Here is a 12,245-nt window from a genome sequence, read left to right on the forward strand (position 1 = left end):
GGCCGACGGCGCGGCGCCCCGTCCCGGGGGTGGGACGGGGCGCCGCGTGGTGGTGGGCTCAGCTGGTGGGGAAGGTGTCCGGGGTACGGATCCGGTTGCGCATGAACACGCCCGACTCGGTGAGCACCGAGGTGCCGGCGTACGTGCCGCCGTTGCAGGTGCCCGGCTTGAACGCGGCGCTGCCCTCGGCCTTGTCGGAGTAGGTCCAGTTCGCGTAGCTGATCTTCAGCCGGTCCATCAGGTCCACCCAGGCCGTGCTGCTCGCCGTGTCGACGCCGCCGTCACCGGTGTACGACACCGTGCCGAACTCGGTGACGAACATCGGCAGCCGGGCGGCGGCCCGCTCCAGCTCGGCGCGGTAGCTGTCCCGGTGCGACGCGGCGTAGAAGTGGAAGGCGTACATGACGTTGGCGGCGGCGACCGGGTTGTTGATCACCTCGGTGGCGTTGCTCCCCTCCGAGACGCCGAGCGAGGACCAGGCGCGGGTGCCGACGATGACGATGCCGTCCGGGTCGTTGGCGCGGATGACCGGGATGACCTGCTCGGCGTAGTTCTTGATGGTCTGCCAGCTCACGCCGTTGGGCTCGTTCGCGATCTCGTAGATCACGTTGTTCTTGTCGGCGTTGCGGGCGGAGACGGCGGCGAAGAAGGTCTTCGCCCGCTCCAGGTTGTACATCGGGTCACCGGGGGTCAGCGTGTGGAAGTCGATCAGCGCGTACATGCCGCGCTCGCTCGCCTCGTCCACCAGCGTGTTGACCCGGTTGGTGAAGGCCGTCGGGTTGGTCTCGTAGCCGTCCTCCTGCACGTACATCGCGATGCGCAGCAGGTCGGAGCGCCAGTCGGTGGCCAGCGCGTCCAGCGAGGCGTCGTTGTAGCAGTGCGGGAACCACTGCAGGCCGTGCGTGCTCATGCCGCGCAGCTGGATCGGCCTGCCGTACTGGTTGCACAGGTTGACCCCGCAGACCCGCAGCTGTCCGTTGATCGCCACCGGCGTCTGCCCGGTGGGCGGCGGGGTGGTCGGCGGCGGGGTCGTGGGCGGCGGGGTCGTCGGCGGCGGGGTCGTCGGCGGCGGCGGGGTGGTGGGGGTGGTGCTGCCCGTGCAGACGGTGCCGTTGAGGGTGAACGACGTGGGCGAGGGGTTGCTGGTGCCGGTCCAGGTGCCGTTGAAGCCGATGGTGGTGGATCCACCACCGGCCAGGGATCCGTTGTAGCTCACGTTGCGCGCGGTGACGGACTGGCCGCTCTGCTGGTAGGTCGCCGACCAGCCCTGGCCCACCCGCTGGCCCGGGTCGGGGAAGGTGAAGCCGAGGGTCCACCCGTCGACGGCGTCGCCGAGGTTCGTGATGGTGATGTTCGCGGTGAAACCGCCGGGCCACGAGTTGGCCGTGTAGGTGACGGCGCAACCGGTCGCGGCCATGGCGTTCGCGGCCGGCAGTAGCGTCGACGCGCCGAGGGTCAGTGCGGCGGCGGCGCCGGCCGCGAGCAGGTGCCGCCGTGTCGGGCGGGGAATGTTCATGGGACCGTCTCAATCTCGGGTCGGGGCACGGGGGGTCGTCGCACCTGCGCGTCCGCCGTCGGATCACGTGGACGTGGTGCCCACCCCTGGCCACTGATCCGGGCGGCGCCCGCAGGTTCGCGACGTCGCCATCGACGTCCGGGAGCGCTCCCACCGGAGCGTAGAGGTGTCCGTGACATCCCCGCAACGGCAGCGCGGTCCCGAGCCGGTCACCGGGCCCGCGTCCGGCCGCCGACGGCCCGACCCGCCGGGCGCCTCAGCCGACGCCACGGCACAGGTCCCGCCGTTCCGGCAGGGGCGCGAGGCCGGCGGAACGGTAGGTGGCGACGGCGCCGACGTTGGCGCTCGGACAGCACACGAGGACGCTCGACGAACCCGCCTGCCGCAGCGCGCGGGCCGCGGCGAGCGTGACCGCCCGGCCGTGTCCGTGGCGGCGGTGCGCCCGGTGCACCCCCAACGGTTCGATCACCCCCGGCCTGCCCTCGCCCGCCGACCACACCGTCACGGCCGCCACCGGCTCGCCCCGCTCGTCGTGAGCGAGCAGGCATCGCGCGTCGACGAACGGCGCGCCCGCCGCCATCGCGTGCCAGCGCTCCGCGGAGAACGTCGACCTGTCGAACGACGCCCGCTGCACCGCGGCCCACTCGTGCGCCCGTTCCGGCCCGATCACCTCGACCCGGACGCCGGGATCCGGCACCGGCGCGCCGAGGTCCCGCCGAAGCAGTGTCCACGGCTCGCCGCGCGCCCAGCCATCCTGCGACAACAGCTCCTGGACCAGTGCGCCCGGGGGCGCCTCGACGGACACCGGACCCTCGGGCAGCACGCCCCGCTCGGGCGCCGACGCGTCCTCGACCACCCGCCGCGCCAGCCGCTCGTCCCGCCACGCCGACGGCGCGAACGCCAGCCGGAGCAGGTCCGCGCCGTCGAGCAGCCCGACCGCCAGAACCTCTCCCGCCCGGCGCCAGGTTCGGGTGGCCGCCGCCGTGCGCCGCGGGCCGAAGCGCCAGAACCACCCCAGGTCCCCCGGATGCAGCTGCACGGGTCCGGCGTCGTGCTGCCACTGCCGCAACACGCGCACCACGTCGTCCAACTCGTCGACCGCCGGCGCGCCCATCTCGATCGTCATCGCCCGACCACACACCACCCCGGTGGCCCGCCGCATGCGAATTTCGCCCCGCAGGCGGCGGTCGAGAGCCGGGACAATGCCGATTTATCCGAGATTCGACACTTTTGTCCATCGTCCGTTCGGTTGATTAGTGGCCGACCCTTGGTCTAGGGTGGGTGCCTGAGCGGGGGACTGGCAGGTCCGCCACGCCGTACGGCACGGAAAGGACGACATGATCACCACGACCGTCAGGGCATCCAGCAGCACCTCGGCCACCGGCAACGAGGAGCGCGCCGGCGAGCTCATCACGGCGCTCGCCGCGATGCCGGCCGAGCACCCCGAGCGGTCCGCGCTGCGCGACAAGGTGATCGAGGCGTGGCTTCCGCTGGCCAACCACCTCGCCGCCCGCTACAGCGGCCGCGGCGAGCCCAACGGCGACCTCGCCCAGACCGCGGCGCTCGGCCTGATCAAGGCGGTGGACCGGTTCGACGCCTCCCGGGGCGTCGACTTCGCGGGCTTCGCCATCCCCACCATCCTCGGCGAGATCAAGCGGCACTTCCGCGACCGCACCTGGAACATCCGGGTCCCGCGTCGCCTGCAGGAGCTGCGGCTGCGCATCACCGAGGCCAACGGCACCCTCACCCAGACGCTGCACCGGGCTCCCACGGTCGCCGACATCGCGGCCCACCTCGAGATCACCGAGGAAGAGGTCCTGGAGGGCCTGGAGGGCGCCCGCGCCTACAACGCCGTGTCGCTGTCCACCCCGATCGGCGACGGCGAGAGCGCCACCGAGCTGGGTGACACCCTCGGCGCCGAGGACAACGAGTACGAGCTGGCCGAGCTGCGGGTCGCCCTCGGCCCCGCCCTGGCCACCCTCGACGAGCGGGAGCAGAAGATCCTCACCCTCCGCTTCTACGGCAACCTGACCCAGAGCGAGATCGCCGCCCAGGTCGGCGTCTCCCAGATGCACGTCTCGCGGCTGCTCGCCCGCGCGCTGGTCAAGCTGCGCGGCCAGCTGGTCGACACCCACTGACCTCCCGTACGCCCGGTCGCCGTGCCGGCCGGGCCACGCGGCGCAACCCGACGCCCGCACCGTCGTCGAGCCCTCGGCGACCGTGCGGGCGTCGGCGTGCCCGCCGAGGGCGGCGGCGGCCCATGGCGCGAGGGCCGCCGGGCACGGACACGTGCGCAGGTCAGCGCCGCCGTCCCGGTGTGGGGGCGACGTCGCGGCTGTGCATACTTGCGCGGTTGATGTTGGCTCGTCGGGCTCCGTCCGGCGGTGGCGCATAGGTGGTCGTGGTGCTCGACAAGACGGCGGAGACGCGACTGCACGGGACCGGCGCCACGGCCTCCCCGGTGGCCGACCCCGGCCTGCGGCAGCTGCTCGCGGGCCTGACCGCGGTCCGCGACGGTGACTTCGGCACCCGGCTGCCGGCCGACGCCGACGGCCTGCTCGGGGAGATCGCCACCGTCTTCAACGGCATGGTCGACCAGCTCTCGCTGTTCACCTCCGAGGTGACCCGCGTCGCCCGGGAGGTCGGCACCGAGGGTCAGCTGGGCGGTCAGGCCGAGGTGCCCGGGGTCTCCGGCACCTGGAAGGACCTCACCGACTCGGTGAACGCGATGGCCGGCAACCTCACCGACCAGGTGCGCGACATCGCCGAGGTGGCCACGGCGGTGGCCCGGGGCGACCTGTCGCAGAAGATCACCGTGGACGTGCGGGGCGAGATCCTGGAACTCAAGGTCACCATCAACACGATGGTGGACCAGCTCTCGTCGTTCGCCGACGAGGTGACCCGGGTGGCCCGGGAGGTGGGCAGCGAGGGCCGCCTCGGCGGTCAGGCCGAGGTGCCCGGCGTCGCCGGCACCTGGCGCGACCTCACCGACTCGGTGAACTTCATGGCCGGCAACCTCACCAGCCAGGTGCGCAACATCGCCCAGGTGACCACCGCCGTCGCCCAGGGCGACCTGTCGCAGAAGATCACCGTCGACGCGCGCGGCGAGATCCTGGAGCTCAAGAGCACCATCAACACGATGGTGGACCAGCTGTCCAGCTTCGCCGCGGAGGTGACCCGGGTCGCCCGGGAGGTCGGCACCGACGGGCGGCTCGGCGGTCAGGCGCAGGTCAGCGGGGTCGCCGGCACCTGGCGTGACCTCACCGACTCGGTCAACTCGATGGCGGTCAACCTGACCGACCAGGTCCGCAGCATCGCCCAGGTGGCCACGGCGGTGGCCCGGGGCGACCTGTCGCAGAAGATCACCGTCACCGCGCACGGGGAGATCCTGGAGCTGAAGAACACCATCAACACGATGGTGGACCAGCTCTCGTCGTTCGCCGACGAGGTGACCCGGGTGGCCCGTGAGGTGGGCACCGAGGGTCGTCTCGGCGGCCAGGCCGACGTGAAGGGCGTCTCCGGCACCTGGAAGGACCTCACCGAGTCGGTGAACGTCATGGCCGACAACCTCACCGCCCAGGTACGCAGCATCGCCGAGGTGACCACCGCGGTGGCCAAGGGCGACCTGACCCAGAAGATCCGGGTCGACGCGCGCGGCGAGATCCTGGCCCTGAAGGAGACCATCAACACGATGGTCGACCAGCTCTCCGCGTTCGCCGACGAGGTGACCCGGGTGGCCCGGGAGGTGGGCACCGAGGGCCGACTCGGCGGCCAGGCCCGGGTGTCCAACGTGGGCGGCACCTGGAAGGACCTGACCGACAACGTCAACGAGATGGCCAACAACCTCACCAACCAGGTCCGCTCGATCGCCCTGGTCGCCACCGCCGTGGCCCAGGGCGACCTGAGCCGGCAGATCACCGTGGAGGCCAAGGGCGAGGTCGCCGTCCTCGCCCAGACCATCAACACGATGGTCGGCACCCTCGGCGCGTTCGCCGACGAGGTGACCCGGGTGGCCCGGGAGGTGGGCACCGAGGGCCGACTCGGCGGCCAGGCCCGGGTGCCGAACGTGGCCGGCACCTGGAAGGACCTGACCGACAACGTCAACTCGATGGCGAACAACCTCACCGGTCAGGTGCGCAACATCGCCCAGGTCACGACGGCGGTGGCCCAGGGCGACCTGACCAGGAAGATCGACGTGGACGCACGCGGCGAGATCCTGGAGCTCAAGACCACCATCAACACGATGGTGGACCAGCTCTCCAGCTTCGCCGCCGAGGTCACCCGGGTGGCCCGTGAGGTGGGCAGCGAGGGCCGCCTCGGCGGTCAGGCCGAGGTCGAGGGCGTCTCCGGCACCTGGAAGCGGCTCACCGAGAACGTCAACGAACTCGCCGGCAACCTGACCCGGCAGGTGCGCGCCATCGCCGAGGTGACCAGCGCGGTGGCCACCGGCGACCTGACCCGCTCCATCACCGTGGAGGCCCCCGGCGAGGTCGGCGAACTCAAGGACAACATCAACTCCATGGTGGAGTCGCTGCGCGAGACCACCCGTACCAATGAGGAACAGGACTGGCTCAAGACCAACCTGGCCCGGATCTCCGGGCTCATGCAGGGCCACCGGGACCTCGAGGTGGTCGCCGGTCTGGTGATGAACGAGCTGGCCCCGCTGGTGTCCGCGCAGCTCGGCACGTTCCTGCTGGTCGACGACACCGGCGGTGGCAGCGCCCTGCGGGTGATCGGCGGCTACGGCCACGACGCCACCCGCCGCCGGTACGTCCTCGGCGACTCCCTGGTCGGGCAGGCGGCGCTCAGCAAGCGGGCGATCGTCGTCGACGCGGTGCCGGCCGACTACGTCACCGTCTCCTCCAGCCTCGGCGCCGCCGTCCCGCTGCACCTGGTGGTGCTGCCCGTCCTCTTCGAGGACCAGGTGCTCGGCGTCATCGAGCTGGCCAGCATGAGCCGCTTCACCGAGATCCAGCGCGACTTCCTCGACCAGCTCACCGAGACCATCGGCGTCAACGTCAACACCATCGTCGCCAACGCCCGCACCGACGTCCTGCTCACCGAGTCCCAGCGCCTCGCGGCCGAGTTGCAGGCCCGGTCCGAGGAGTTGCAGGCCCGCTCGGAGGAGCTGCAGCGCTCCAACGCCGAGCTGGAGGACAAGGCGGCGCTGCTGGTCCGGCAGAACCACGACATCGAGACCAAGAACTCCGAGATCGAGCAGGCCCGCCAGGAGCTGGAGGCCCGGGCGCAGCAGCTCGCCCTGGCCTCGAAGTACAAGTCGGAGTTCCTGGCGAACATGAGCCACGAGCTGCGTACCCCGCTGAACTCCCTGCTCATCCTGGCCCAGCTGCTGGCCCAGAACCCGAACCGGAACCTGACCGCCAAGCAGGTGGAGTACGCCACCGTCATCCACTCGGCCGGCACGGACCTGCTCCAGCTCATCAACGACATCCTCGACCTGTCCAAGGTCGAGGCCGGCAAGATGGACATCAACCCGGAGACGTTCGACCTGTCGGAGCTGCGCAACTACGTCGACGCCACCTTCCGTCCGCTGACCACGCCGCGCGGCCTGGAGCTGGACATCGTCACCGGTCCCGACGTGCCCACCCAGCTGCACACCGACGAGCAGCGGTTGCGCCAGGTGTTGCGCAACCTGGTCTCCAACGCGGTCAAGTTCACCGAGACGGGACGGGTGCAGCTGCGCATCGAACGTGCCCGCCCCGAGGAACTGCCGGACACCATGCCCGAGCGGGACCAGGTGATCGCCTTCCGGGTCGTCGACACCGGCATCGGCATCGCCGAGCAGCACCTCACCGCGATCTTCGACGCCTTCCAGCAGGCCGACGGCACCACCAGCCGCCGCTACGGCGGCACCGGCCTGGGCCTGTCCATCAGCCGGGAGATCGCCCACCTGCTCGGCGGCCGGATCACCGCGCAGAGCGTGCTCGGGCAGGGCAGCACCTTCACCCTGTACCTGCCGGCCCGCAGCAGCGCCACCGCCGTGGCCTCCGACCACCCCGGCGCGCTCCCGGCCGTACGCCCGCAGGCCACGCCGGAGGTCGTGGAGCACTGGCGTACGGAGCAGCTGCGGCGGGTGCTGGTGCTGGAGCACGACGACATGGGCCTGCTCACCCTGCTGGCCCGGGGCGTCGCCCTCGGCATGACCGACCTGCCGGTCGAGGTGTCGACCGTGACCGGCGCGGCGCCGGCCCTGGAGGCGCTGGCCGCGCAGCGGCACCACCTGCTCGTCGTGCACCTGGACATGCCCGACGACAGTGGCAGCGCCCTGCTGCGGGCGCTGCACGAGCAGCGGGGCGAGCGGGCCGTGCCGGTGCTGGCGTACCACGGCAGCCCGCTCGGCGCCGGTCAGGAGGCGCTGTTGCAGGCGCTGGCCGAGGACCGGCCGCTGGAGATCCTGCGCAGCCTGGACGACCTGCGCGAACGCATCGCCCTGCACCTGTCCGCCGACGCCCCGGAGCGGGTGGTGCCGTTCACCCCGGCCGGCCCCGACGTCCCGGCGTCGGGCGACCCGTTCTCCGTCGCGCTGGCCGGGCGCAAGGTCCTCGTCGTCGACGACGACGCGCGCAACGTGTTCGCCCTGACCAATATCCTGGAGCTGCACGGCATCGACGTCGTCTACGCCGAGAACGGCCGTAAGGGCGTCGAGACGCTGATGCGCCACGACGACATCGACCTGGTGCTGATGGACGTGATGATGCCCGAGATGGACGGCTACGCGGCCACCGCCGCGATCCGCGCCATGCCCCGCTACGCCGACCTGCCGATCATCGCGGTGACCGCCAAGGCGATGCACGGCGACCGGGAGAAGAGCATCTCCTCCGGGGCCAGCGACTACGTGACCAAGCCGGTGGACGCCGACGACCTGCTGCACTGCATCCACCGCTGGCTCAACGCCTGAGTCCGGCCGGCGCGGCGGCCCGGGCCTCAGCGGCGGATCAGCCCCCGCTGCCGGGCCACCGCGACGGCGGCGGTACGCGAGTCCACGCCGAGCTTGCCGTAGACGTGCACCAGGTGCGTCTTGACGGTGGCCTGGCTCAGGTGCAGCCGGCGGCTGATCTGCTGGTTGGACAGTCCGTCGGCGACCAGGCGCAGCACCTCGCTCTCCCGGGGCGTCAACGCGATCCCGGGCGAACGCACCCGGTCGATCAGCCGGTGGGCGACCGCCGGGGCGAGCGCGGACCGCCCGGCCGCCGCCGCGCGCACCGCCGCGGTCAGCTCCTCCGGCGGGGCGTCCTTGAGCAGGTAGCCGGTGGCGCCGGCCTCGACCGCGGCGAGGATGTCCGCCTCGGTGTCGTACGTGGTGAGCACCAGCACCCGGGGCGCGTCGGGGCGGGCGACGATGGCCGCCGTCGCCTCGGGGCCCTGCATGCCGGAGCCGAACTGCAGGTCCATCAGCACCACGTCCACCGGCTCGCGGGCGCACACCGCCACCGCCTCCTGCGCGGTGGCCGCCTCGGCGACCACGGTGAGGTCCGGCTCGGTGGACAGCAGGGCGCGCAGCCCGGAACGGACCACCGGGTGGTCGTCGGCGAGCAGCAGCCGCACCGGCCGGCTCACCCGGGCACCTCCGCCGTCGGCTCCGGCGGGGTGAAGCCCACCGCCACGGCGGTGCCCTGCCCGGGCGCGGACTCCACGCTCAGCGTCCCGCCCAGCTCGGCCGCGCGGGCCCGCATCGCGTCCAGGCCGAACCCGCCGTCGCCGCCGCCCCGGCCGTCGGCGGCGCCCGGGTCGAAGCCGACGCCGTCGTCCACCACGTCCAGCGCGACCTGCCGGCCGAGGTAGCTCAGGGTCAGCTCCACCCGCCCGGCGTGGGCGTGCGCGACCGCGTTGGCCAGCGCTGACTGGGCGATCCGCAGCAGCGCCACCTCGTACCGGGTGGGCAGTGGCCGCGGCGTGCCGTCGAGCCGGAACCGCACCACCGGGCCGGCGTCGCCGCCACCGGCATCGCAGAGCCGGCGCAGCGCCTCGGGCAGCGACCGGGCCGCCAGGGCGGGCGGGGTGAGCGCCCGCACGAAGCGCCGCGCCTCGGCCAGGTTGTCCTGCGCCGCCCGGCGGGCCTGCTCGACGTGGCCGGCGACGACGTCCGGCCGCTCGGGCATCGCCCGTTGCGCGGCGCGCAGCAGCAGCTGGATGCTGGACAGCCCCTGGGCGAGGGTGTCGTGGATCTCCCGGGCGAGGCGTTCGCGTTCGGCGAGCACCCCTGCGGTGTGCTGGGCCTCGGCCAGGTCGGCCCGGGTGGCGGTGAGCTGCTCGATCAACCGGCGGCGGCGCTCGCTCTCCCGGTACAGCGCCTGGTAGCCGAGCACGGTGGCGACCGCCACGGCGGCCCCGATGACCGGACCGATCACCCCGCCGAGGGTCAGCGCGCCCTGGTGCCGGGCCACCCCGCCGACGGCCGCCGCCGTGGTGGCGGCCACCGCGACCGTGCCCCACCGGACGGGCAACAGGTGCAGGTGCAGCAGGAACAGCGGGAACGCCAGCCACACCGCGTCCGGGGTGAGCCAGAGCAGGCCCGCCCAGCCCACGGTCAGCGCGGCCAGCCAGCCGAGCGTCGTACGACGCGAGCGGGGCAGCGCCGCCGCGACGGCCCACCCGCCGGCCAGCACGGCCGTGCCGAGCAGCACCCCGGCGCGGTGCGGCGGCGCCGCGGCCAGCGCCCGTCCCGCGACCACGGCGAGTAGCGCGGCGACCAGCAGGTACAGGCCGATCCGCGCCGCGCGCGGCGGTGGGACGGGCGGGTGGGTGCTCACGATGCCTCCAGGCTAGGCCGCGGCGCGCCGCCGCCATCAACCAAAGGGTTGATCCCGCGCTGCGCACTTCGAGGGCCGGCCGCCCATCGGCGGGGCGATGCCGGCCGGGCCGCGCCGGGCGAGCGTGGACGGCGTACCACCACGCCACCGGGCGTGGCCCCGCAACGGAAGGCTCGTCATGTTCGTCGCCTGGAGGGACCTGCGGTACGCCAAGGGTCGCTTCGCCCTGATGGGCGTCGTCGTCACCCTGATGACCCTGCTCGTGGTGCTGCTCTCCGGCCTGACCGCCGGGCTGGGCCGGGAGAGCACCTCGGCGGTCACCGGGCTCCCCGCCGACCACCTCGTCTTCGCCGTCCCCGACGGCGACCTCTCCTTCACCGGCTCCCGGGTCACCGACGCGCAGTGGCGACGCTGGCGCGCGGAACCCGGGGTCACCGCCGCCGACCCGCTCGGCGTCGCCACCCTGCGCGCCGGGGCGGGCGACCGGACGGCCCCGCTCGCCGCGTTCGGCGTACCCCCGGGTTCCGCCCTGGCCCCCGGCGGGCTCGGCGACGGACGGGTGGTGCTCTCCCGTGGCGCCGCCGACGCCCTGGCCGCCGGGCCGGGCGCGACCGTCACCCTCGGCGCGGTCCGGCTGACCGTGGCCGCCGTCGCCGGCGACGCCTCCTACAGCCACACCCCGGTCGTCTGGACCTCGCTGGCCGACTGGCGGCGCACCGCCCCCGGCGTCCCCGACGACGCCGCCACCGTGCTCGCGCTGACCACCACCGGCAACGTCCGCCTCGACGCCGTCGACCGGGAGGTGGGCACCCGGACCGTCACCCGCGCCGCGGCGCTGTCCGCGATCGGCTCCTACACCTCGGAGAACGGCTCGCTGCAACTGATGCGCGGGCTGCTGCTGGTGATCTCCGCGCTGGTCGTCGGCGCCTTCTTCACCGTCTGGACCATCCAGCGCGCCGGGGACGTGGCCGTGCTCAAGGCGCTCGGCGCCGGCACCGGTCACCTGCTGCGCGACGCGCTCGGGCAGGCCCTGGCGCTGCTGCTGGCCGGCACCGTGGCGGGCACCGCGGTCGCCGTGGCCGTCGGCGCGGCGGCGGCCGACCGGGTGCCGTTCGCGCTGACCGCCGGCTCGGTGCTGCTGCCGGCGGTGGTGACCGTCCTCCTCGGCGCCGTGGGCGCCGCCCTGGCCGTACGGCGGGTCACCGCCGTCGACCCGCTGACCGCACTGGGGAGCGCCCGATGAGCCTCGACCTGTCCGACGTCACCCTGACCTACCCCGACGGCGACACCCGCCTCACCGCCCTGGACGGGGTCGACCTGCGCGTGCCCGCCGGCACCGTCACCGCCGTCATCGGCCCCTCCGGCTCCGGCAAGTCCAGCCTGCTGGCGGTCGCCGCCACCCTGATCCGCCCCGACCGGGGTCGGGTGGTCGTCGCCGGGGTGGACACCGGCCGGCTGGACCGGGCGGGCGCGGCGGCGCTGCGCCGGACCCGGATCGGCATCGTCTTCCAGCAGTCGAACCTGATCGCCTCGCTGACCGCCGCCGAGCAGCTGCAGGTGATGGCGCACCTCGCCGGCCGTCCGGTCCGCCCGGCCCGGGCCCGTGCCGAGCGGCTGCTGGCCGGCGTCGGGCTCGCCGCCCAGGTGGATCGCCGCCCGCACCAGCTCTCCGGCGGGCAGCGGCAGCGGGTGACCATCGCCCGGGCCCTGATGAACGACCCGGCGGTGCTGCTCGTCGACGAGCCCACCAGCGCCCTGGACCACGACCGGGGCGCGGCGGTGCTCGACCTGTTGGTCGCACTCACCCGCGAGCGCGGCACGGCCACCGTGCTGGTCACCCACGACCGGGGGCACCTGGACCGGGTCGACCGGGTGGTGGAGATGGTCGACGGCCGCCTCGCCGTGCCGACCGGCTGAGACCGCCGGCCCGCGGTCGCGCCCCGGCGGCCGGGTCGGCG

At 73.6% G+C, this 12,245-nt stretch carries 8 protein-coding genes; 4 read left to right on the plus strand and 4 right to left on the minus strand.

The genetic code is table 11. The annotated features are described in order from the left end of the window. Positions 1-58: 58 nt before the first annotated feature. The gene (locus GA0070614_RS00475) at positions 59-1,516 is read right to left on the minus strand and encodes a cellulase family glycosylhydrolase (protein WP_088974121.1); all 1,458 of its coding nucleotides are present in this window, start codon (positions 1,514-1,516) and stop codon (positions 59-61) included. 256 nt (positions 1,517-1,772) lie between these two features. Continuing rightward, positions 1,773-2,642, minus strand: a complete 870-nt coding sequence (locus tag GA0070614_RS00480) for a GNAT family N-acetyltransferase (protein WP_088979107.1) — start codon at positions 2,640-2,642, stop codon at positions 1,773-1,775. Positions 2,643-2,943: 301 nt separating this feature from the next. On the opposite strand from GA0070614_RS00480, the gene GA0070614_RS00485 reads away from it, so the two are divergent. Then, entirely contained in the window at positions 2,944-3,654 is a 711-nt protein-coding gene (locus GA0070614_RS00485; RefSeq protein ID WP_408630791.1) for a SigB/SigF/SigG family RNA polymerase sigma factor, read from the plus strand. A 266-nt stretch (positions 3,655-3,920) separates the two neighbouring features. Next, a complete protein-coding gene (locus tag GA0070614_RS00490; protein ID WP_231933456.1) occupies positions 3,921-8,435 on the plus strand; it encodes a HAMP domain-containing protein in 4,515 nt (1,504 codons plus the stop codon). A 26-nt stretch (positions 8,436-8,461) separates the two neighbouring features. Here the strand turns inward: GA0070614_RS00490 and GA0070614_RS30845 are convergent, their stop codons facing one another. Next, positions 8,462-9,094, minus strand: coding sequence for a response regulator (locus GA0070614_RS30845; RefSeq protein ID WP_088974123.1), 633 nt, complete (start codon positions 9,092-9,094; stop codon positions 8,462-8,464). Further along, the gene (locus GA0070614_RS30850) at positions 9,091-10,287 is read right to left on the minus strand and encodes a sensor histidine kinase (protein ID WP_088974124.1); all 1,197 of its coding nucleotides are present in this window, start codon (positions 10,285-10,287) and stop codon (positions 9,091-9,093) included. The genes GA0070614_RS30845 and GA0070614_RS30850 overlap by 4 nt, the downstream gene beginning before the upstream one ends. 178 nt (positions 10,288-10,465) lie before the next feature. Between GA0070614_RS30850 and GA0070614_RS00505 the strand changes: the two genes are divergently transcribed. After that, on the plus strand, positions 10,466-11,530 hold the full coding sequence (locus tag GA0070614_RS00505) for an ABC transporter permease (protein WP_088974125.1): 1,065 nt from the start codon (positions 10,466-10,468) through the stop codon (positions 11,528-11,530). After that, positions 11,527-12,204 (plus strand): ABC transporter ATP-binding protein, encoded by a 678-nt coding sequence (locus tag GA0070614_RS00510; RefSeq protein ID WP_088974126.1) that lies wholly within the window; start codon positions 11,527-11,529, stop codon positions 12,202-12,204. The genes GA0070614_RS00505 and GA0070614_RS00510 overlap by 4 nt, the downstream gene beginning before the upstream one ends. Positions 12,205-12,245 lie beyond the last annotated feature (41 nt).

It is taken from the genome of Micromonospora coxensis, from assembly GCF_900090295.1.
In the GTDB taxonomy this organism is placed as follows: domain Bacteria; phylum Actinomycetota; class Actinomycetes; order Mycobacteriales; family Micromonosporaceae; genus Micromonospora; species Micromonospora coxensis.

Bases quoted from the DNA above. Each gene is read 5' to 3' on its own strand.
- GA0070614_RS00485 (WP_408630791.1), top strand. From the start codon at position 2,944: ATGCCGGCCGAGCACCCCGAGCGGTCCGCGCTGCGCGACAAGGTGATC.
- GA0070614_RS00480 (WP_088979107.1), bottom strand. From the start codon at position 2,642: ATGACGATCGAGATGGGCGCGCCGGCGGTCGACGAGTTGGACGACGTG.
- GA0070614_RS00505 (WP_088974125.1), top strand. From the start codon at position 10,466: ATGTTCGTCGCCTGGAGGGACCTGCGGTACGCCAAGGGTCGCTTCGCC.
- GA0070614_RS00475 (WP_088974121.1), bottom strand. From the start codon at position 1,516: ATGAACATTCCCCGCCCGACACGGCGGCACCTGCTCGCGGCCGGCGCC.
- GA0070614_RS00510 (WP_088974126.1), top strand. From the start codon at position 11,527: ATGAGCCTCGACCTGTCCGACGTCACCCTGACCTACCCCGACGGCGAC.